Raw genomic sequence first — 21,201 nt, 5'->3', positions numbered from 1 at the left:
TCGAGCGATCGAACAGTATCTTCGGCCCGGCTTGCCGGCAGCCCGCATTCACAAGGTAGATCATTTGAGGTTCATGATGCCCACGTTTTATCTCGGAATTGATGTCGCCAAAGCCAAACTGGACTGCGCGTTACGCCTCCCCAACGGGAAGTTCCGAACCAAAGTCATCGCCAACTCCCAAGACGGGTTCGCCACCCTCGTCACTTGGCTCACCGGCCCAGAGGCACGGAATGTTCACGTGTGTATGGAAGCCACTGGGGTGTATTGGGAAGACGTCGCCCAGTGCTTGGCTACCCAAGGGTTCACTGTCAGCGTCATCAACCCTGCCCAAATCAAAGCCTATGCCGCTTCCCGCTTAACCCGGACCAAAACCGATGCCGTCGATGCGCGCCTCATCGCCGAATTTTGCGCCGAGCGCCATCCGCCTCCCTGGCAGGCGAGAAGCGAAGCCGAAATCGCCTTGCGCGCGCTCGTGTTGCGTCTGGATGCGTTGCAAGCCCTGCGGACCCAGGAAAGTAACCGCCTGGAGGTCGCCCGGGACGCGGTGCGCACCAACATTCAAGAACACCTGAATTGGCTCGATCAGCAGATCAAGAGCCTGATCAAAACCATCAATGAGCACATCGACTCTAACCCCGATCTGAAGGGGAAGCGCGAATTACTCGAGAGCATCCCCGGTATCGGGGAACGCACCATCGCCATTCTGCTCGCCTTCTATGCCGAGCCCAGCCGCTTCGCCAATAGCCGACAAGCCGTCGCCTTCGCCGGGCTCGACCCGCGCCGGCAGGAGTCCGGAACGAGCGTGAAAACCAAGCCGCGGCTGTCCAAGGTCGGCCATGCCTTCTTGCGCAAAGCCCTCTACATGCCGGCTATGGTGATCCTGTATAAGACCGCTTGGGGCCAGCCCTTCAAGAACCGGCTCGCGCTCTCGGGCAAGCCCGCCAAGCTCATCATCGGTGCCATGATGCGCAAGCTCCTCCAGGTCGCTTTCGGCGTCCTCAAGTCCGGAAAACCCTTCGATCCAGCACTCCATGGCACTTGACCCGGATAACAGTATCTACGGCAGCCTGGGTCGCACACCACACCGGAAAATGCTCGAGCATTGGCGCGATTCCAGCGCGGAACCATGCCGGCCAGGAAGGTTTGATCGAAGTGGTGCGGGCGTGGTGAGTTGGTTTTGAAGCTGGAGCTTCGACGGGAGAGTTCCCAAGCGGGAGCTTGGGAACGAGCGAAACTGGAATTCATTCGAAAGCCTGGTCTTCCGATCGATCTCGCGCGCGTTCGTCCTTGATCCACTCTGCAAGTTTGCGTTCCCATTTTTCAGCCCAGTCTGCAACGATTGGGATTGAATAAGACATAAGCCGTTGAATAGCCGTCCGCCGCCTCTCAAGAATATCAGCCAAAGAGCCTGACCAACATGATGGATGTAAGCGTGATTTATAGCAGGACAAAATTGCTTCCTTATCGGGAGCAGCGTCAAGTAGACCAAGGGCGTTTGGTGATATCGCTTCACTTCCTTCTTCATCACCTCCAACAAAGAGCCTGATGACTGAGGCCAATGCCGGAAAACGGTCTGATGCGTCGTCATTTGCCCATCCGATCAATATCTCCAGCGGTACTTCATCAAGCGGGTGCTTCCGACCTGACCGGACGTCTCTCATGAGCCAACGACTAATGCTGTTTCGTGACCCAGCCAAGAGAATTGTGAGAGCCGCGATCGGCTGAACCTGGAAGAGGCTTTTGAGAAGACTGCCGTAATCATAGGCTGAGGCACTGTAGGTCGAAAAAGCCTCGGCAAGTCTCTTGCAAATGGCTTCAGCACATTCAGCAGCCTCCGTGCCTGTTAAACAGGCCTCAACAATATCAGCCAATTTGTGGTCAATCCGCTGCCCTGACTTGGCGAATGGATATTGGAGCAGTAAAGTCCGGCCGCATTGGATCAGATCATCGTCGATGGCAACTCCGTCTTTACGCGTTGAATACAATTTCATGTACAAAATATCTACTGCCACCTCAGATCCATTGGGCAATAGGGAGATCGATGTGAGGAGACGACGAAGGTCGGGCGAGGGAATCGGGTCTGTAGCCCGACCAAGGCTCAAATGTCCGTACGTCCACGCGGGAGCAAGCCCATGCTCGATAGCGGCGAGTAGTCGGTTGATGCCTTTCTCGTCGATATCTGTGGAACATTGTAGGATCGGCAGCCATGGCCCCAATACAGGGTCAAAAACCGCATCGTCAAGAAAAGCAACTATCTTTTCAGGAACCAAACTGGCGGCGCGGGATAAAAAGCCTCTCAATACCTGAATGTTACGGTCATTCTCGGGAGTAGATGCGATGCCAGCAACCAAGGTTTTCCACATTGCGTTGAGGTCCGTTGCGCCATCCGCGAGGCCCATCCCAAAAGCCCAGCGTCTTCCACCATCTTGACCGCTTGAGAGTTCGGGAAGGAGAGCTGATAGCACTCCTGGATCGATTGCAACTGCGCGTCCGATAGCCTCCGTTCGCTCCACGACTCTTTGATATCCCGATCCAATCTCTTCTGCCTGATCATCCTCCTCGCCATCAGCAATATCGAAGGCACTCGTGGGCTTTGAGGACACAAAGGCGCGCGCTTCATCCAACAACTGGCTTGGTCTTAGAATTTCCTCAAGCACTCGCAGACGACGCAGAATGTCATCCGACATCTTGTCAGCATCGAAACGAAGGGTAGCTCTTACGCTTATCCAGCCTTCAGGCCAGAATCCTCGTGCGGTCATTGCGGAGACAACCGTTTCCAAGTCATCGTAAACGTTGCCATTGACCCAAAGCCCTCGGAAATTAGCCGCAAGGATGGAGGAAAGCCGTTCAGCCACAGGACTGTTCGTGGCGATCATATTTAACGCGAAGCCTATCGCCTCATGAAACCAATCTGACACTTCGCCGATAGTTCTCGGCTGCCAGCCAAAATCCCGAGGGCGCGCACCAAACTCGAAGTCGTGAGTGGACGAGAAATGCCATGTTTCCAACATCTCATTAAGTGCAGTAAGCCCGCATTCTTGACTGAGGCTGTCGCCTGAACTCAACAATGTTTCAATTACTTGCAAACGTTGCTGTGCAGACGCATGCGTGCCAGACAAGTGGAGATGGAAAAGTTCTTTGAATAGCCCACTTGTGGCGTTGTAGTTGTATCCGGGGGGTTCGGCCATCGCAAAATTGGCCAACAGCATGCACGCGCGACGGAAGGATGCCGCTTCATAGGCTAGTGATCGCAGCAATGATGCAATCTTGTACCGTTCTCGATTCTCGAGGTCCATTACGAGACTAGCTGTGCTCCCCTGCAGTGATCGTTCAAGTACATCAAGGGCCGCTTCAGGGGCAACCGGCGCAACGTTATGAAACATTGCTAATTCAATCGGCCCCAAAGTACCAATGTCCGCCAGCAGCCCTCCTTCAGATAACCAAGCATTTACGACGTTTTGAGCCGTTTCGCAGTCATGTAAATACCCTAAGCGGCGCGAGAATGATTTCCGTAGCCGGTCGGGGGCACCTTTAATCATTATTTCGGTAATGCGGTCTGGCATTAAGCTGTCAAGTGCATGACGAGCAAGTTTGTTGGCCAACGCATGCGGCAAAACCGCTCTCCATTTACTTCTTTGCTGGAGAAGGTCGCGGTCTTTCAGTTTGCGGATATGGCGATAAAGTTCATCGATCGAGAGTCCCGACAGTTCAGCAAGAATTGGCAACTCTGCATCGCCACCGTCTCCTGTCTCTCCATCGAATGAATAGACGAGGGAACAGGCTTCGGCAGCTCGAAGCAAGCTGGTATCTTCGGGATGACGCTGGTGGAATAGGCGTTTAAACAGATCGAGGTCTGATAGGGCCGCTACGCTTTCGCCGTGCCGTACCGTCCGAGCCAACGCAAGTGCAATCCTGGCATTTCCACCTGATAGACCGGCAATGCGTTGTCGATCCACTTGGGAGATGTGGGGCTCACGTCGCTCAACGAGTTGTTCGATGATGTCGTCCGAAGCCGCTTCGAGCCGGAAGACCTCTGTCCACTCCGGTTCATCGTCGCCTACATCGTATTCCACAGTTAGCAAGCTGACAGAACTATCTCTAACTACACAGGCGGTCGTGAGTGCCCGATGTGCTTTTGGTGGGCAATTGTCCACAATTACGATGGCGCGTTGGCGAGACTGCACCAAACGGGCGATCAAGTCACGTGGGGAGGGGGTAGGGTCATCCGCAAGATCGGTGTAAATCACCTCGGATGGATTGAGGTGATTTACCCCAACTCTCTGGTCAAAAAGTGCCTGGACGAGCCGTGTTTTTCCCACCCCGGATAAGCCAACCAACCGGACTGTTCCAGTCGGGCGCGAGAGGATATCGCGGATACGGCCAATACCTTCCTCGATAGCCACACTGCCTTCTCTAGGTGTACGAGCATCATACAAGCGGCACCTTCTATCCAGAAGGTATTCCGCTTCCGTTGGTTCCATGGGCGCGGACCAGTTCCCGAAGGGTTGCCAACCCTGCAAGGGCTTTCCCAATCGTTCGCGCACCCACGACACAATCCCTGGATACAATCTGACCCAAGATGCAAGGCGGTCCCGGTCATAAAAATCCAGAACCAAGTCGGCGGCATTGCGTATACCGTCAACTGCCTCTCGCATGGCTTTCTTTCGGTTTTGAAGGGCGCGATCCGCCGTCGATCCAGACGAGCTTACGATGACGTATGCACCGGAATTACATGCCAGTTCTTGAATGACCGGGCGAATGCTCCCATTGGGCCGCATTTCTTTCAGTATTTCGGCACGTGGCATATCAGGCACTTTCACCTGAAAACCCGTCTTGGGTCGAGGGATGAAATCGGTCGTTTTGCTGCCCGCTTCCAGCTCGACTCGGACGTCCAATCCACCGTCAGCCGCGTTCTGGTCACCACCCGCCGTAACGCCCGACACGGGAAGTCCGTTTCTCCAAAGTTCTGCCTCGCACAATCGAGCCACCAATTTCCGAAGGTCTGTATCATTAAGATCGGCTATGTCTTTGCCGGTAATGTCGAACATGGCGGTCCTGTGCGATTTAGAGATTGATGATGAGACTAGAAGCGAGAGAAGCATTTAATTCTATACGCTCTTCGGAATGAACATATCTGACGCTTACATCCGTCCGACAGAGCTCAGAGCCTTCGGCGAGCGTCCCACCGATCTTTGTTATAATCCCGCGGTCCAATCCCCTAACGCTTCGATTCCACCACCTTCCCCACCGTTCAATGCCCGAGCACATCCTGTTTCTCACCGGCAAGCTGGCGGAAAAGCAGTTGCGCCGCACTCTCGAGGAGATGGAGCCGGAGTTCGGGTACACCGTGCATCAGCTGGGATTGACGGTGGCGGCGCTGATGACGGCGGACATGATTCGGCGGCGGCTCAAGGACACGTTCGGGGCCGACCGGGTGCTGGTGCCGGGACGCTGCCGGGGCGATCTGGAAACCTTGTCCAAGGACATGGGCATCGCGATCGAACGCGGGCCGGAAGAATTGCACGATCTGCCGGAGTTTTTCGGCAAGAAGAAGAAAAAGCCGGACATTACACGCTATGAACTCCGCATCTTCGCGGAAATCGTCGATGCGCCTCGGATGGACATCGACGGCATTCTCCGTCAGGCCAGGGGCTACCGGAAAGACGGCGCCGACGTGATCGATGTCGGCTGTTTGCCGGAGACGCCGTTTCCGCATCTGGAGGAAGCGGTCGGCGCGCTCAAGGCCGAGGGTTTTCAGGTCAGCGTCGATTCGCTGGAAAACGACGATCTGCTGCGGGGCGGCACGGCGGGCGCCGACTATCTGCTCAGCCTGCATGAAGAAACGCTGTGGATCGCCGATCAGGTGCCCTCGACCCCGATTCTGATTCCCGCCAAGCACGGCGACCTGGATTCACTGGATCGAGCCGTTCAAGCCATGCGGGCCAAGGGCCGGGCCTTTATCGTCGATCCGATCCTGGACCCGATCCATTTCGGATTCACCGAGTCGCTGGTCCGCTACCACGAGGTCCGGAGGCGCCACCCGGATGTCGAGATCATGATGGGGGTCGGCAATCTGACCGAGCTCACCCATGCCGACACCGCCGGCATCAATGCGACCCTATTGGGAATCTGCTCGGAGCTGCACATCAAACAGATTCTCGCCACCCAAGTCAGCAAGCACGCCCGCAAGGCGGTGCGCGAAGCCGATCTGGCGCGCCGCATCCTGTTCGCCGCCCGCGAACTGAACACCCTGCCCAAGCATATCGATGACCGGCTGATGGCCCTGCACGAGCGCGCGCCGTTTCCGCTCAGCCGCGATGAAATCGACGAAATCTACCGCCGGATCAAGGATCCGAGCTACCGCATTCAAATCAGCCCGGAGGGCATGCACATCTTCAATCGCGACGGTTTTCACACCGCAACCGATCCCTTCGAACTTTATCCGAAGCTGGGCGTGGAGACCGACGGCGGCCATGCCTTTTACCTGGGGGTCGAGCTGGCGCGGGCGCAAATCGCCTGGCAGCTCGGCAAGCGTTACTCGCAGGACGAGCCTTTGCAGTGGGGCTGCCACGTGGAAGCGGCGGGGCCGACGATCGATCCTCATGCCTACAAACCGGCGGGGTCGACTTTGCAGAAGGCGCCGGGCGTTCATGACGATTCACGCTCCGCAGTGGTAGAGAGCCGTCGCTCAAAAAACGATCACCCTAACCCTCTCCAATCGCAAACGGTCGTCCCGGGAGCACCAGGACGATCCTTCCCAGAGGGAGAGGGAAAAGAGGTGCCGCCCGGCGGCGCTTCCGACACGAAAGACGAAGAATGATTCGCGAAACCATCATCACGAGCTGTTCGCCGCAAGGCGTTGCGCACATCGCGCCCATGGGTGTGCACGTATTGGACGATGAACTGCTCATCATGCCGTTCCGTCCGTCCACCACCCTGGATAACGTTCTGGCCACCCGCACGGCCGTCATCAATTACACCGATGACGTGCGCATCTTCGCCGGCTGCCTGACCGGCAGGCGCGATTGGCCCCTGCTTCCGGCGGAACGCATTCCCGGCCGGCGGCTGGCCGGAGCCCTCGCCCATGCCGAACTGGAGCTGCTGCGCTGGGAGGAGGACGAACTGCGGCCGAAGCTTTACTGCCGCGTGGTTCACGACGTCAATCATGCCCCGTTCCGCGGCTTCAACCGGGCTCAATACGCGGTACTGGAAGCGGCGATCCTGGTCAGCCGTTTGCACATGCTGCCGTGGGACAAGATCGAATCCGAACTCGCCTATCTCCGCATCGGCCTGGACAAGACGGCGGGCCCCGCCGAACGCGAGGCCTGGGGCTGGCTGATGGACGCGGTCGAAGCATTCAGGCGTTCGAACCCCAACCAGGCGGTTCGCACATGACCGGCATGCTCGCGAGCGTCGCCACCCTTGCCGAAGCCCGGCTGGTCGAGGAAAGCGGCGTGGACATCATCGATTTGAAAAATCCCGCCGAAGGCGCCCTGGGTGCCCTGCCCCTCGCCGAGGTCGTCCGCATCGTCGGTCAATTGAAAGATCGACCGGTCAGCGCCACCGTGGGCGACCTGCCGATGCAGCCCGAAATCGTCCTGCCCGCCGCGGAAGCGATGGCGGCAACCGGCGTCGACTACGTGAAAATCGGTTTTTTCCCGGGCGGCGACCGGGCCGGCGTCATTCGCGGCTTATCCGCCCTCGCCCGCCGCGGCGTCCGTCTCGTTGCCGTCCTGTTCGGCGACGATGCGCCCGAACTCGGCTGCATCGAAGAGCTTGCAGCGGCCGGTTTCGCCGGCGCCATGCTGGATACCCGGGACAAGAAGAAAGGTTCGCTGCGGCAAGCCTGCCCGGACGATTTTCTTCGGGCGTTCGTGGCCGAAACCCGAGCCCACGGTTTGCTATGCGGCTTGGCGGGATCGCTGCGCGCGGCGGACGTCGCGCCGCTGCTGGCCTTGCAACCCGATTACCTGGGTTTCCGGGGCGCTCTGTGCGGCGGGAACCGTACCGATGCCCTGGACCCCGAGGCCGTGCTCAACATCTCGAGACGGGTCCGCGGCCGGGCCTCGCCAGGGACCGTCGCCTGAAATCCGGAAACCCATGCTTTACGAATTGCTCCGCCCCCTGCTGTTTCGGCTAGACCCCGAAACCGCCCATCATCTCAGCCTGGCTGCGCTCCAGGGCTTGAGCCGGCTGGGACCGCTCAATCCGCTTCAGCGGCCGGCCGGCGCCAATCCGCGCAGGGTAATGGGCCTCGACTTTCCGAATCCGGTGGGTTTGGCGGCCGGGCTCGACAAGAACGGCGAATGCATAGACGGCCTGGCCGCGCTGGGTTTCGGCTTCATCGAGGTCGGCACGGTAACCCCCCGCCCGCAGCCGGGCAATCCGAGGCCGCGTTTGTTCCGGCTGCCCGGAGCCGAAGCGCTGATCAATCGCATGGGCTTCAATAATAAAGGCGTGGACTACCTGGTCGAACAGGTCAAAAAAGCGCGCTACCGGGGCATCCTGGGCATCAACATCGGCAAGAACCGCGATACCCCGCTGGACCGGGCGCTGGACGACTATCGGATCGGGCTGCGCAAGGTTTATCCCCATGCGAGCTATGTCACGGTCAATATTTCCTCCCCCAATACGCCGGGCCTCCGGGACCTCCAGGCCGGCGAGAACCTGGAACATCTCCTGTCCGGCCTCCGGCAGGAACGGGAAGAACTGGAACAAAGCCATGGCCGGCGCGTGCCGCTGGCGGTCAAGATCGCGCCCGATCTGGAACCCGGCCAGCTCGACCATCTCGCGGAAGCCCTGGTCGATCACGGCATCGATGCCGTGATCGCCACCAACACCACCGCCTCCCGCCAGGGCGTGGAAGGACTTCCCCACGGCAACGAGGCCGGAGGACTCAGCGGCCGCCCCTTGCTGGCAAGATCGACCGATATCGTGGCGCAGCTCTCCGATGCCTTGCACGGGGCCGTTCCCATCATCGGCTGCGGCGGCATTGCCGGCGCCGACGACGCGCACCGCAAATTCGCGGCGGGTGCGGCCTTGATTCAAATTTACACCGGCTTCATCTACCGCGGTCCGGCCCTGATCCGGGAGATCGTCGAAACCGCCTAGAAAACGACGCCTGGCCTCCCTCAAACGGCTCGAAAATTTCTGACTACACTTGTGAGTCAGGTCACATAAGTAGAACAAAGCCGGGGTTCGAGCCATGCTGAAATCTTTCGTGGAGCAACTGAGTTTGTCGCGCCAGATGTATCTGGCCATGGGCGTGGGCATCGTCGGCGTCGCCTCGGTGGCTTTCATGGGCATCAAGACTGCGGGCGAGAATGACGGCATCACCGGCGTCATCGTCACGGCGTTCTCGGCATCGCTCGCGATGCTGGCATTCGCGGCCTACCTCGGACGCCTCTCGGCGAAACGCGCCGAAAAGCTGGTCGACGCGCTGACCGCGATGGCGGCCGGCGACTTCACCCGGAACATTTCGCTGGAAGGCAAGGACGAATTTTCCTGGATGGCCTGGAAATGCGGCACGGTGGTCAAGAATCTGGCCGGCATGGTGCGGGATATCGCCAAGGATGCCGAACAGGTCGCGGCAGCGGCGGAAGAATTGTCGACGATCACCGAACAGAGCCGGCAGCGCGTCTTCAATCAGAACCAGCAGACCGAGCAGGTCGCTTCGGCCATGACGGAAATGTCGGCGACTGTTCACGAGGTCGCCCGGAACGCATCGCATGCCGCCGGGGCTGCTCAGGACGCGACCGCGCAGGCCCAAAACGGCACTTCGGTCGTCAGACACACGATCGAGAGCATCAACGGCCTGGCCGTGGAAGTGGAAAAAACCTCCGAGGCCATCAACAAACTGAAAGAGGACAGCGTGGCCATAGGCGCCGTTCTGGACGTGATCCGGGGCATCGCCGAACAAACCAATCTGCTGGCGCTGAACGCCGCCATCGAAGCGGCCCGGGCCGGGGAACAGGGCCGCGGCTTCGCGGTGGTGGCGGACGAGGTACGCACCCTGGCCAGCCGCACCCAGCAATCGACCCGGGAAATCCAGGGGATGATCGAGCGCCTCCAGACCGGGGCGAACCAGGCGGTGTCGGCGATGCTGCAAGGCAAAAGCGCGGCCAGGAACAGCGTCGATCAGGCGATGAACGCCGGCCAGTCGCTGGAAACCATCAATCGCTTCATCGACACCATCAAGGACATGAACACCCAGATCGCGGCGGCCGCCGAGGAGCAAAGCATCACCGCCGAGGAAATCAACCGCAATATCGTCACCATCAGCAGCATTTCCCACGAAACCGCCCAAGGCTCCGAACAGACCGCGGCCGCCAGCGAGGAATTGGCCCGGCTGGCTTCGCATCTTCAGGAACAGGTCGGCCGCTTCAAGATCCGCTAGAGCATTTTCATATTTACCCTGCGGGAGCTCGCGAGTAGGTCGGAAATCTCTTGCCGACGCAGAGCCCCGGCCAAGCGCTTTCGTCGGCAAGGGATTGCCGACCTACGACCGTGCCACCTTGTCGGTCGGGAATCCTTTCCCGACGTCACGGCCCGGCCAAGCGCTTTCGTCGGCAAAGGATTGCCGACCTACGACTGTGCCGCAGTAGGTCGCAAATCCCTTCGCAACATTACGCCGCTCGGCCCGCGGCTTGCGGCCTTTTCAAGTCCGTCAACAGAGGAAAACAGGTTCATTCGATACCGCATCCGTACATCTCCCTGAATCACGAATGGCGATTTTTTTGCGATAATCTCCATACGCTTCGTGCCACTAACATTCCAAGCCTGCCGATGAAACCCAAGACTCCGCCTCCGAAATCCCTATCGGAACTGAAAGCCGCTGCCCAGAACGCACTACAGAGCGGGTATTTCAAGGATGCGATCGGGACGCTGAAAGACTTGTTGAAACGGGAGCGGCGCCCCGAGGCGGAGGCACAACTGGCCGAAGCCTACCTGGGACGCGCGCGCGAGGTGGCCGGAAAAGGCATGTTCCAGGAGGCGGCGATACTGTGGGAGAACCATGCCGGCCTTCGCCCCGGCACGCCCCTATCCGGGGAGTACCTGACATGGCTGCTTAAAGCCGGTACGATGAAAAAGCTCGGCCAGGCACTCGGGACGCTCTCCGAGGAGTTTCTCCGCTCGCCGCTGGGACGGCGTCTGGTCGAGGCCGCGGCATTGCTGGCCCTGGAAAACGATAAGCTGGTCGATGCCCTACCCGGTGAACACGCCATCGTGCGGCAGCGGCCGCTGCTCCGAAAAGCCCTTGCGGCTTATGCGGAGCGCCGGGACGCCGAAGCGGAGGAATGCCTGCAGCAGATCTCGTCGCGCTCGCCGTACCGGAATCTGCGTACATTGCTCAAAGGCCTCCTCGTGGCGGAACGCAATCCCGCCGAAGCGTCGGAACTCCTCGGTCGCGTCGATACCGATTCGGCCTGTGGCGATCTCGCCGCGGCCTTGCGTGAACAACTCGGAGGGGCCGTGCCGGACGCCGACGGCTATTTCAAGCTTCCGCCGAAGCTCCGTGCGGTCGTCGATAGCCTGAAAGGCTACGGCAAGAAGGAACTCGCGCTGTTGCAAGACATCCAGAAAGCCGCCCAGGCCAAGGGCATGCGGCCGCTTATCGAGGCCGTTCTGCGCCACCGCAGCGAACTGGGCGAGTGGGCAAGCCGCCGCTTCTGCCTCGCGGCCCTCGTGTATGCGCCGGAAGCCATCCCGCTCTACGAGCGGGCTTTCGGCAAGCTTACCCCGCTCGAGCAATACCGCATCAAGGCGCTCCATTCCGAGGAGATACGCGATTTTCCGCTGGCGAGCCGGTATTGGCAGGAATATACCATTCTCTTGAAGAATGCCCCGGCAGGCCGCAACGAACCGCTCACCCAGGCCCTGATTTTCCGCCATGTCGCCCATCTCGCCGAGAAGGAACTCCCCGAACTGTCCATCGAGTGTCTGGAGAAAAGCCTGGAACTGGACCCGGACGACAAGCCGTCCTACCTGAGGCTGATCGGACTGTTGGAGCAGTTCGACGACGCCAAGGCCGCCCTGTCCTGGCTGGACCGTGCCGTGAAACGCTATCCGCGGGACCCGGAGGTTCTGCTTCCGGCGATGCGGGCGGCCCAGCGCCGCAAGGCGTTCAAGAAAGTCGCGAACTATGCCAAGACCCTCCTGGAAATCGACCCCATCAACAGCGATGCCCGCCGTCTTCTGCTGGAGGCTCATCTGGGCCACGCCCGCAAACAGATGAAATCAAAACGCCCCGACCTCGCGGAGCAGGAATTGGCCGCGGCGCGCAAGCTCGATCTCCAGCGCCGTAGCGCGGCCCTGCTCTGGCTCGAGGGGCTATTGGCCTACTGGCAGGCCGATAACGAACTGTGCCGGAGCCTGTGGCGGGAAGCGTGGACCGCCGCCGGCGGCGGTGCGGCGGCCTGGTTTCAGTGGGCCATGGAAGTTATGGGGGCGGGACTGCCTTTGAAAGGCCCCGGCCGCCTGGTCGAAGATCTGGACAAGAACCACCTGGCCGGCAAGTCGGAACTCATGGCCTTGATCAAGTTGCTTGGCCAATACCAGAGCGAAGGCCGGCAGAACGCCTCGCTGGCTCTAAAGAAGCTGGTGCCGATGCTGAAGCGTAGCCTCAAGCAGGCGGACCTGTCCGAGGAGGATTTCTTCGGTCTCTGCCAGGGCTTCGCCGGTGCCGGCCAGTACGAACTGCTGACCGAATGCGCAAAGCAGGGGGGAAGGCGGTACCGCTATGCACCGGCGTTCGTCTATTTCCAAGTTTATGCGAACTGCCGGGGCGATGCGGGCATGCTGATGCCGGTCGACCAGTTCCGGCTCCAGATGAACCTGGATGAGGCGCACCACGCGGGCGACCGCCGCTCCGCGGCCTTGATCGATCAGTTCCTGCGCAAGCACGAGGAATCCCTACAGCCCGATTTCCATGATGTGTTTCCGGACGGATTTCCGGGGCTGGACAATCTCGACGAAGAGGCCGCGGAGGAGCTCGCGGAACGGATGGAGGAAATCGACCGGCTTTCCCCCGAAGAAAGGGCGAAGGAGCTGTTCGGTGAATTCTCGCCCGAACAGCTCAAGAACTTGTCGGAACAGGATGCGATGGGCCTGATTCTCAAGAAACTGTTCGGGGGCCTGAATGTGGACCTGGACCTGGGCAAGATCCTGGACGGACTGCCCCTGCCCGGCGCCGGTCGCGGCAAGAAACCCAAGAAAAAATCCTAGGAGAACTCATGAAAACCCCTTACGAAGTCCTGGAAGTCGAGGAAGACGCCGGCGACGAGGCGATCAAGAAGGCATATCTGCGCAAGGTCCGGGAATTCCCGCCGGAGCAGAATGCCGAAGCGTTCCGGCGCATCCGCGCGGCTTACGAGCACATCGAGACCGACAAGAAGCGCCGCGAATACCGGCTGTTCCATAGGGAAAAACCCGAAATTTCCGTCCTGTTGCGCCAGGCGCTGAAACCGGGCCGCCCCGGCAGGCCGGATGCCGGCACCCTGATCGGGGCGCTCACCGACGGCCTGGCGGAACACCTGTCCGGGACGGGTACCGATTCGTGATGGATGAGACCGACAAAACCCGTCTACTGGAAGAATTCCGGCAGTACCTGGATGCGACTACGGTAGTCGAGGAAGAGACCGGGCAGACCGACCTGTTCTCCCTGTTCGGCGAGCTGGCGGCGCTCCGGACCGAGGTCCGGACCGAATCCCGCCAGTTCCGCACCGCCCTCGACACCATCGGCGAGGCGCACGAATGGCTCCGGAACAGCCAGGAGAATCTGAGCCGGACCGTGGAGCGATTTCAGGGCGAATTTTCCACTCTCCGCCGCGACACCCTGCGTCCCGCGCTGCTGGATCTTCTCGATCTGCACGACCGGCTCTCCGCCGGCCTCGATGCCTTGCGCAACTACCGTCCGGTCAAGGGCTGGTTTCGCATCAAGTCACGCCGGGAAGACCGTCGCTTCATCGAGAGCATACGCGAAGGACAAGGCATGAGCCTCAGGCGGCTGGAGGAAATCCTGGCGCGCCACGAAATCCGGCCGATCGAAGTCATGGGTCTGCCGGTCGACCCCCACAGCATGAAAGTGCTGGAACTGGACCGGCAGCCGAAACTGGAAAATGGTGTCGTCACGGCAGAACTTCGCAAGGGATTTCTGTGGGGCGACGAAGTCTTACGTTTAGCGGAAGTCAGGGCCAACAAATTATGAACGACATCATCATCGGTATCGATCTCGGTACGACCAACTCGGAAGTGGCCATACTGGAGAAAGGCAAGGTTACCGTCATCCCCGATCGGGAAGGGCGCAAGATCCTGCCGTCCTTCGTCGGCATCGGCGAGCACGGCGACGTCCTGGTGGGCGAACCGGCCCGCAATCAATACATCCTCTACCCGGAGCGCACGGTCAAGTCGATCAAGCGCCACATGGGCGAGGATCTCAAGGTGGAGCTCGCGGACCACCACTTCAGCCCGCAGGAAATCTCCGCCATCATCCTCAAGCGGCTCAAGTCCGTCGCCGAGGACTACCTCGGGCGCAGCGTGCAAAAGGCGGTGATCACCGTCCCCGCCTATTTTTCCGACGCCCAGCGCCAGGCTACCCGGGAAGCCGGGGAAATCGCCGGTCTCGAGGTCGTGCGTATCATCAATGAACCGACCGCGGCGGCACTGGCTTACGAGGCCAAAACCAACACCCGCAAGCGCATTCTGGTATACGACCTGGGCGGAGGCACCTTCGACGTGTCGGTGGTGAGCATCGAGGACGAGGTGGTGGAAGTCTTGGCCAGCCACGGCAATAACCGGCTGGGCGGGGATGATTTCGACGCCCGCATCGTCGATCATCTGGTCGAGCACATCAAGCGTGAGCACGATTTCGACATCACCGAGTCGCGGCAGATCATGGCGCGTATCAACCGGGTCGCCGAAAGCGCCAAGTGCAGCCTGTCCGACCAGCCGTTCGTGCGCATCGAGGAAGAATATCTGTTCGAGAAGGAAGGGACGCCCATGCATTTGTCGCTGGAACTGTCCCGCTACGAGTACGAGCAGATGATCGCCGGCTATATCGACGAAACCCTGGAAGCGGTGCATATCGCCCTGCGCGGCGCCAACCTGACCGCCTCAGACATCGACGAAATCCTGCTGGTGGGCGGCAGCACCCGCACACCCGTCGTCAGCGAGCGGCTGTTCGCCGAGTTCCGCAAGGAACCGCACCGGAACATCGATCCCGATCTTTGCGTCGCCACGGGCGCGGCCATCCAGGCCGGAATGATCGCGGGAGAATCGGTAGCCTCGGTATTGGTCGACATCACCCCCTACACCTACGGCACCTCCGCCATAGGCGAACTCGACGGCGAATTCTACCCCTACGTCTATGTGCCCATTATCCGCAAGAACACCCCGCTGCCGGTCAGCAAGACCGAAGCCTTTTTCACCAGCTACGACGGCCAGCAGGAGGTGGATGTCCGGATCTACCAGGGCGAAAATGTGGATGCCCTGAACAACATCGAGATCGGCGAATTCAGGATCAAGGGTCTGCGCAACGTGCCCGCGGGCAATACCATCACGGTGAGCCTCGATCTCGATCTGAACGGCATCCTGCACGTTTCGGCGCGGGAGAAGGACACCGGTCTTTCCAAATCCATCACCATCAATAATGCCATCGCCCGGTTCCAGGACGAAGAAATGGGCGAAGCCAAAGCCCGCATCGACGCCCTGTTCGGGAAGGCGGTAGGCGCCGTCGCCGCATTGGGGCAGAGCGAGGTCAAGGAACAGCAGCACACCGAAGTCACCGCCCGGGCACTGGTGGAGAAAGCGGAACGCCTGCTGGACAAGGCGTCCGAGGAAGACCGCGAGGACATGATCGACCTCATCGAAGAGATCAGGGACGGTATCGCCAAGGGCGATTTTCAGGCAGTGGAAGCGGCCGTGGAGCGTCTCGCCGACATTCTCTATTATCTCGAATCCTGATGGAGCGCTGTCCCACCTGTCAGGCCCGGCTGCGGGAGGACCCGGTGTGCGCCCGCTGCCGGACCGATCTGAGTCTCCCGCTAGCCGCCGAGGCACAGGCGTGCGCGAAGCTGCGCCAGGCGGTCGCCCGGCTCGGCGAGGGCGACGCCGCCCTAGCTCGGCAAGCGCTGGAACAATCCCTGCACCTCAAACGCTCGCTCCTGGCCCAACTGCTGCAGGGATTTTTGGAAACCCGCGGATTCGAAAGAGCGCCCCCCCCGTACGCGAGCCCCGAAAGAGCATCGCAAGAGCCTTCGTAGGTCGGCAATCCCTTGCCGACGCAGGCGCTCAACTCGGCCGCGGCGTCGGGAAAGGATTCCCGACCTCGCGAGTGCCCGTACGGTAGATATGAAAAGGAATTCATTTTCGTAGGGTGGGCTACGCGGAGCCTGTCGAAGGGCCTGTCCTGAGCGCCGTCGAAGGGCTTACCCGCCATCGATGGGTTTCGCTTCGCTCTACCCATCCGATCAATGTTCACTCGAATGCCGAAGGGAATAAGACCCGAGCGAGCATCGCGCGAGCCGAACCGGATAAGCCTTGTCGAGGAACGAAACTCGGCGTCTTTCCGGGCTTTTGCCCGCCGCGCGCTTTCGGCAAAGACCGGGCCGGCGATTTGAAATCCGCCGCAGTCTCACCGAATCGATAAACTTGCATTCCGGCTTGAAATCATACTGGTAGAAATCCGCTCGGGATTGTTACCATGATTGATGGTACAGCTTGCTGTTACGAATCCTCGCAATACGCGCCGTTTGAGTGAAACCAGGAACATCGGAGGAGGCCTTGTATCCGCGAGGGCATGGCGAACCAACATCGAGGAAAACATCATGAACATTCAAGACGAATTGGAAAAATTTCGGGACGGCTTGATTCAGCAGCGGGATGAATTGCGAGTGCAGATCAACCTGGCGAAACTCGAAGCCCAGGAAGAATGGCAGAAAACGGAAGAAAAATTGGAGGAATTCAAAAGCAGACTCGCCGGAGTCGCCGACGAAGCCAAAGACGCATCGGAAGATGTCTTGACCAGCGTGAAAATGCTCGGTGAAGAAATCAAGAGCGCCTACGAACGGATCAAGAGCCGCCTGTAATCCCCCCTCTGTTGCGCCATCCCGCCGATGACTCCGTAGGCGGGATGTGCGTCCCGCTCAGCAACAGCGCTTGACGCCGCTCCACCGCCGCCGCAGTTCGGCATCGAAGAACTCCTTGCGGTTCAAGGGCGTCCCGCCCTCACCCGCGTGGTGAGTCCGCCAATGCGCCAGATACTTTTCGTAGGCATCGTCGCCGCTCATTTCCCGTAGCAGATACCATAGCGTCTTGACTGTTTTCAGCATTCTATAATCCAGTAATAAGCTTCACTTCCAAGGTCGAAACCAGCCCAGGAGCCCGGCGTGATCAATTACAATCCCAAATCATGGTGGGGTCTCATCTTCAAATTCCATAAGAGCGATACCTTCAGAAGGCTGTTGCCGGCCATGGTTTCGGTGGCCTCGTTCAGCGCCGCAGTCGCCTTCATCGATCACGACCTGCTGCCGGACGAACTCAAGGGCACCAATCTCGTCCACTCCCTTCTGGGCTTCGTCATCTCGCTGCTCCTGGTGTTTCGCACCAACACCGCTTACGAACGCTGGTGGGAAGGCCGGCGGCAGTGGGGCGCCCTGGTCAACACGACCCGCAGTCTGGCACTGAAATGCAACGCCTTTCTCCGACCGGACCATTCATCCAGACCGATCATCGCCAAGCATCTCGCCGCGTATGCCGCGGTACTCCACGAGCATCTTCGCGATGGCTCACCGCAGCCGGGCGGCACGCACAGACCGAATTTTATCGCCGCCAGCCTGTGGAGAGAAATCGACCGCCTGCACCGGGAAGGGCATCTCGCCGCGGTACATTCTCTTAACCTGAACCACGAGCTTACCTCGCTGACCGAGATCTGCGGCGCCTGCGAACGCATCAAAAAGACGCCGATTCCCTATTCCTACAGCCTGTTCATCAAGAAATTCATCTTCGTCTATATCGTCACCATGCCGTTCTGCTTCGCGCACGAATTCGGCTACTGGACCGTTTTGTTCACCACCTTCGTATTCTTCGTCCTGGCCAGCCTCGAACTGATCGCGGAGGAAATCGAGGATCCCTTCGGCGACGCTGCCAATGACCTTCCCACCGAAGATCTCGCAACAATGATCGCCGCGAATGTCGGCGACATCTTGCTGAAAAAGTGGCCAAGCGCCGGCGCGGACGCCTCGAATGACAGCGTCCGGAGATCCCGGGCTTCGGCGCGCTGATAGTTTCACGGAGAGTCTGAATGGCCACTTGCACCAGGGCGAAAGCCGAACCCTCGTTGCCCCATCCCGGCATCCCAACCAAAAAGTAACCCAAAATTTACTTTTTTCGAACCGCGTCCGCACAATTCTCGGCTAGCCTTAAGCGTTACCTAACAAGAACGATCCACGCAGGACGCCACTTCCTATCCTCGGCTGCAGCGCATCGGGGACGCCGGGCCTCCTTCCCGGTGGACTGAAATCCCAACTGTAGCGAACTCGCCCGAAACATCGGCTCAGGACCAAACAGCGCCCATGACATACATCCAAGGAACACGACTGATCAAGGTTTATTCCCCGCTCGGCCCGGACGTTTTGCTGTTTCACGACATGACCGGCCGGGAACGCCTGGGCGGCCTGTTCAGCTATGAACTGGATCTCCTCAGCACCGCCGGCAGCCTCAACCCGGACCAGCTCCTCGGCGACCGCCTGGATGTCGCCCTGACCCTCCCCGACGACAGCGTCCGCTATTTCAACGGCGTCGTCTGCCGCTTCGCCCAGCTCGGCGCCACCGAGGACGAACGGCGCACCCTGGTCCATTACCGGGTCACCTTGAGACCCTGGCTCTGGCTGCTCACCCGCACCGCGAACTGCCGCATCTTCCAAAAGAAAACCGCCCCCGACATCATCGTCAAGGTGTTTCGCGACCACGGCTTCACCGATTTCGAAGCGCGCCTCACCCGCACCTATCCGCTGCGGGACTACTGCGTCCAATACCGCGAATCCGACTTCAACTTCGTCAGCCGGCTCATGGAAGAAGAAGGCCTCTACTATTTCTTCGAGCACACCCGGGGCAAGCACACCCTGATCCTGGCCGATGCCGCCGCCGCCCACCCGAAGATGCCCGGCTACGAATCCATCCCCTACTTCGAACCGAACAACAGCGTCCGGCGCGAGCGCGATCACCTGTACGCCTGGTCGTTCGCCCGTGCAATCCAGCCGGGCCGGTACGTCCTCACCGATGATCCTGGAAACGGCAGTTGGACGTGCTCGAGTGTGCGGCGGGCGGGTCGGCTGGCAAGGCGCGACGCCGCCGCGGGGTAATCTCCCGCAAGAAGGAGCAACGCCGCCAGGTGGCCCGCCCGCCGTGCAATCGGGTACGTAGCGGCTTCACCCAAGCAGTGACCTCGCTAGAAGGGACGGTGCTCGTAATCCATGCGGCGTTTCTACGCCATCTAAGCGGTCAACTGCCGTTTCCAGGATGATGACTTCACCAAGCCCCGGGCGGACCTCAAGGTCAAGCACCGGCAGCCGCGCCCTCATGCCCAGGCCGAATGGGAAGTGTTCGACTACCCGGGCCGCTATGCCCAGCCCGAGCACGGCGAGCATTACGCCCGCACCCGTCTCGAAGCCTTCCACGCCCGGCACGAACAGGCCCGGGCCGAGGGCAATGCCCGCGGCCTGAGCTGCGGCGCGCTGTTCAACCTGACCGATTACCCCCGCGCCGATCAGAACCGCGAATACCTGATCGTCGCCGCCACCTATCGGCTGCAAAGCGATGCGTACCTGTCGGGCGGTTCCGTCCTCGAAGGGGACGCATTCCACTGCACCCTGACCGCCCTCGACAGCCGCCAGCCCTACCGGCCGCCGCGCAAGACCCGGAAGCCTTTCGTCCAGGGGCCGCAGACCGCGGTGGTGGTGGGCCCCCCGGGCGAGGAGATCTACACCGACCGCCATGGCCGGGTGAAGGTCCAGTTCCACTGGGACCGGGAAGGGCAGCGGAACGAGAACAGCTCGTGCTGGCTCCGGGTATCGCAGCCCTGGGCGGGCCAGGGCTGGGGCACGGTAGCGATCCCCCGGATCGGCCAGGAAGTCATCGTCGATTTCCTGGAAGGCGACCCCGACCAGCCCCTCATCACCGGGCGGGTGTACAACGCCCAGCAGCGGCTGCCGTATCCCTTGCCGGCCGCGGCCCACATGATGGGCTTCAAGAGCAACTCCACGCCGGGCGGCAACGGTTATTGCGAGATGGTGATCCACGACCGGGCCGGCGAGGAGAAGATCGTCCTCCATTCGCAGAAGGACATGAGCACCACGGTGCGCAACAACGACACCCAGCACGTGATGGCGGACCGGACCATCCAGGTCGACGGCCATCACACCGAGACCATCCGCAAGGACCTGCAGCTGATCGTCACCGAGGGCAACCAGAGCAACGTGGTCCAGTCCGGGCATCTCTATCTCGAGGCGGCGGAGAGCATTACCCTGAAAGTGGGGAACAGCACCTTGCAGATGGACAAGGACGGCCATATTTCGGTGAACGGCGTGTATGTCCGGATCGTCGGCTCCGACCGGGTTGACCTCAACGTGGACGAGGCTGCCGGCACGGGGAGCGATCTATTGGGAGTGCTTGGCGGCGAGGCCGCGAGCATCGCGGAAAACCTGAGTGAACAGCTGCGATCGCTGGTCAACGATCCCGTTCAGCACCTCGCGAACAACCTCGACCGGCAGTTCGAAGTCCTGGACCGGGTGGCGAAAGGCGATCGGGAGGCAACCGATGAGCTGATCTCGGCCATGCTGCCGGCCGGAGGATTGGCCGGAACGGTGAAGAATGTTACAAAAAATGCAATTAGTATTGGCGAAAGCCAGCTCGGGAAAAAGCTTGGGAAGCACGTTAGAGATTTTGGTGGCAACCCTGCGAATGCAGCTGATCGGCAGCGAGTGATCGATCGTATCAGTGACATAGCGAATAACCCAGATAGAGTAGTCCCTGGTACTTTTAGAGGGCAAGGCGCTAATGGCGACAGAGGGCCTGTCAACTTTATGATCCAAGGGCGTGACGTTTTGGTGGCAACACCTGAGGGAAAATTCGTTACGATTCTGAAAGACGGCATAAACAAGTAAGCGTCCGCTGGAGGACAGTCTTTTCCTGATGCCGCCGAACAGT

16 protein-coding genes and 1 pseudogene are annotated in these 21,201 nt (G+C 60.1%); 15 read left to right on the top strand and 2 right to left on the bottom strand.

Annotated features, from left to right (window positions below; genetic code table 11):
• Positions 1-76: 76 nt before the first annotated feature.
• Complete coding sequence (locus sS8_RS19065) at positions 77-1,042, top strand: IS110 family RNA-guided transposase (protein ID WP_084161956.1); 966 nt, start codon at positions 77-79, stop codon at positions 1,040-1,042.
• A 199-nt stretch (positions 1,043-1,241) separates the two neighbouring features.
• Here the strand turns inward: sS8_RS19065 and sS8_RS19060 are convergent, their stop codons facing one another.
• Positions 1,242-5,048: a hypothetical protein gene (locus sS8_RS19060; protein WP_145986614.1), complete on the bottom strand. Its 3,807-nt coding sequence runs from the start codon at positions 5,046-5,048 to the stop codon at positions 1,242-1,244.
• A gap of 206 nt (positions 5,049-5,254) precedes the next feature.
• Here sS8_RS19060 and sS8_RS19055 point away from each other — a divergent pair, with 206 nt between their 5' ends.
• The 11 genes from sS8_RS19055 to sS8_RS19000 all read left to right on the top strand — a co-directional run bounded on the left by sS8_RS19055 (position 5,255) and on the right by sS8_RS19000 (position 17,084).
• Complete coding sequence (locus sS8_RS19055; protein WP_119631148.1) at positions 5,255-6,820, top strand: DUF6513 domain-containing protein; 1,566 nt, start codon at positions 5,255-5,257, stop codon at positions 6,818-6,820.
• Positions 6,817-7,395, top strand: coding sequence for a DUF447 domain-containing protein (locus sS8_RS19050; RefSeq protein ID WP_119631147.1), 579 nt, complete (start codon positions 6,817-6,819; stop codon positions 7,393-7,395). Before sS8_RS19055 ends, sS8_RS19050 begins: the two co-directional genes overlap by 4 nt.
• Complete coding sequence (locus sS8_RS19045; RefSeq protein ID WP_119631146.1) at positions 7,392-8,087, top strand: (5-formylfuran-3-yl)methyl phosphate synthase; 696 nt, start codon at positions 7,392-7,394, stop codon at positions 8,085-8,087. Before sS8_RS19050 ends, sS8_RS19045 begins: the two co-directional genes overlap by 4 nt.
• Before the next feature lie 13 nt (positions 8,088-8,100).
• Positions 8,101-9,111 carry a quinone-dependent dihydroorotate dehydrogenase gene (locus sS8_RS19040; RefSeq protein ID WP_119631145.1) on the top strand — a complete coding sequence of 337 codons (1,011 nt, stop codon included), beginning with the start codon at positions 8,101-8,103 and terminating at the stop codon, positions 9,109-9,111.
• Positions 9,112-9,205: 94 nt separating this feature from the next.
• The gene (locus tag sS8_RS19035) at positions 9,206-10,396 is read left to right on the top strand and encodes a methyl-accepting chemotaxis protein (RefSeq protein WP_119631144.1); all 1,191 of its coding nucleotides are present in this window, start codon (positions 9,206-9,208) and stop codon (positions 10,394-10,396) included.
• Between the two features lie 389 nt (positions 10,397-10,785).
• Complete coding sequence (locus sS8_RS19030; RefSeq protein WP_119631143.1) at positions 10,786-13,224, top strand: hypothetical protein; 2,439 nt, start codon at positions 10,786-10,788, stop codon at positions 13,222-13,224.
• A gap of 8 nt (positions 13,225-13,232) precedes the next feature.
• Positions 13,233-13,559: a DnaJ domain-containing protein gene (locus tag sS8_RS19025; protein ID WP_119631142.1), complete on the top strand. Its 327-nt coding sequence runs from the start codon at positions 13,233-13,235 to the stop codon at positions 13,557-13,559.
• Positions 13,559-14,206, top strand: a complete 648-nt coding sequence (locus tag sS8_RS19020; protein ID WP_119631141.1) for a nucleotide exchange factor GrpE — start codon at positions 13,559-13,561, stop codon at positions 14,204-14,206. Before sS8_RS19025 ends, sS8_RS19020 begins: the two co-directional genes overlap by 1 nt.
• Positions 14,203-15,960 (top strand): Hsp70 family protein, encoded by a 1,758-nt coding sequence (locus sS8_RS19015; RefSeq protein WP_119631140.1) that lies wholly within the window; start codon positions 14,203-14,205, stop codon positions 15,958-15,960. The genes sS8_RS19020 and sS8_RS19015 overlap by 4 nt, the downstream gene beginning before the upstream one ends.
• A complete protein-coding gene (locus sS8_RS19010) occupies positions 15,960-16,259 on the top strand; it encodes a hypothetical protein (protein WP_119631139.1) in 300 nt (99 codons plus the stop codon). Before sS8_RS19015 ends, sS8_RS19010 begins: the two co-directional genes overlap by 1 nt.
• A 564-nt stretch (positions 16,260-16,823) precedes the next feature.
• Positions 16,824-17,084 carry a hypothetical protein gene (locus sS8_RS19000; protein WP_145986612.1) on the top strand — a complete coding sequence of 87 codons (261 nt, stop codon included), beginning with the start codon at positions 16,824-16,826 and terminating at the stop codon, positions 17,082-17,084.
• Between the two features lie 57 nt (positions 17,085-17,141).
• Here sS8_RS19000 and sS8_RS18995 read toward each other — a convergent pair whose 3' ends face one another.
• Positions 17,142-17,327: a YbdD/YjiX family protein gene (locus tag sS8_RS18995; protein ID WP_119631136.1), complete on the bottom strand. Its 186-nt coding sequence runs from the start codon at positions 17,325-17,327 to the stop codon at positions 17,142-17,144.
• 57 nt (positions 17,328-17,384) lie between these two features.
• Here sS8_RS18995 and sS8_RS18990 point away from each other — a divergent pair, with 57 nt between their 5' ends.
• The 3 genes and pseudogenes from sS8_RS18990 to tssI all read left to right on the top strand — a co-directional run.
• Entirely contained in the window at positions 17,385-18,278 is an 894-nt protein-coding gene (locus sS8_RS18990) for a bestrophin family protein (RefSeq protein WP_119631135.1), read from the top strand.
• Positions 18,279-18,569: 291 nt separating this feature from the next.
• Entirely contained in the window at positions 18,570-19,358 is a 789-nt protein-coding gene (locus tag sS8_RS18985; RefSeq protein WP_119631134.1) for a type VI secretion system Vgr family protein, read from the top strand.
• A 171-nt stretch (positions 19,359-19,529) separates the two neighbouring features.
• A pseudogene (tssI, locus tag sS8_RS29640) lies at positions 19,530-21,158 on the top strand (type VI secretion system tip protein TssI/VgrG); the annotation flags it as partial.
• Positions 21,159-21,201 lie beyond the last annotated feature (43 nt).

Origin of the sequence: Methylocaldum marinum (assembly GCF_003584645.1) — a bacterium.
Lineage (GTDB): Bacteria > Pseudomonadota > Gammaproteobacteria > Methylococcales > Methylococcaceae > Methylocaldum > Methylocaldum marinum.
This window is presented reverse-complemented; position numbering and strand designations above follow the sequence as displayed.

Bases quoted from the DNA above. Each gene is read 5' to 3' on its own strand.
- sS8_RS19050 (WP_119631147.1), top strand. From the start codon at position 6,817: ATGATTCGCGAAACCATCATCACGAGCTGTTCGCCGCAAGGCGTTGCG.
- sS8_RS18985 (WP_119631134.1), top strand. From the start codon at position 18,570: ATGACATACATCCAAGGAACACGACTGATCAAGGTTTATTCCCCGCTC.
- sS8_RS19020 (WP_119631141.1), top strand. From the start codon at position 13,559: ATGGATGAGACCGACAAAACCCGTCTACTGGAAGAATTCCGGCAGTAC.
- sS8_RS19000 (WP_145986612.1), top strand. From the start codon at position 16,824: ATGAACATTCAAGACGAATTGGAAAAATTTCGGGACGGCTTGATTCAG.
- sS8_RS18995 (WP_119631136.1), bottom strand. From the start codon at position 17,327: ATGCTGAAAACAGTCAAGACGCTATGGTATCTGCTACGGGAAATGAGC.
- sS8_RS19055 (WP_119631148.1), top strand. From the start codon at position 5,255: ATGCCCGAGCACATCCTGTTTCTCACCGGCAAGCTGGCGGAAAAGCAG.
- sS8_RS19045 (WP_119631146.1), top strand. From the start codon at position 7,392: ATGACCGGCATGCTCGCGAGCGTCGCCACCCTTGCCGAAGCCCGGCTG.
- sS8_RS19065 (WP_084161956.1), top strand. From the start codon at position 77: ATGCCCACGTTTTATCTCGGAATTGATGTCGCCAAAGCCAAACTGGAC.
- sS8_RS19035 (WP_119631144.1), top strand. From the start codon at position 9,206: ATGCTGAAATCTTTCGTGGAGCAACTGAGTTTGTCGCGCCAGATGTAT.
- sS8_RS19025 (WP_119631142.1), top strand. From the start codon at position 13,233: ATGAAAACCCCTTACGAAGTCCTGGAAGTCGAGGAAGACGCCGGCGAC.
- sS8_RS19030 (WP_119631143.1), top strand. From the start codon at position 10,786: ATGAAACCCAAGACTCCGCCTCCGAAATCCCTATCGGAACTGAAAGCC.
- sS8_RS19060 (WP_145986614.1), bottom strand. From the start codon at position 5,048: ATGTTCGACATTACCGGCAAAGACATAGCCGATCTTAATGATACAGAC.
- sS8_RS19040 (WP_119631145.1), top strand. From the start codon at position 8,101: ATGCTTTACGAATTGCTCCGCCCCCTGCTGTTTCGGCTAGACCCCGAA.
- sS8_RS19015 (WP_119631140.1), top strand. From the start codon at position 14,203: ATGAACGACATCATCATCGGTATCGATCTCGGTACGACCAACTCGGAA.
- sS8_RS19010 (WP_119631139.1), top strand. From the start codon at position 15,960: ATGGAGCGCTGTCCCACCTGTCAGGCCCGGCTGCGGGAGGACCCGGTG.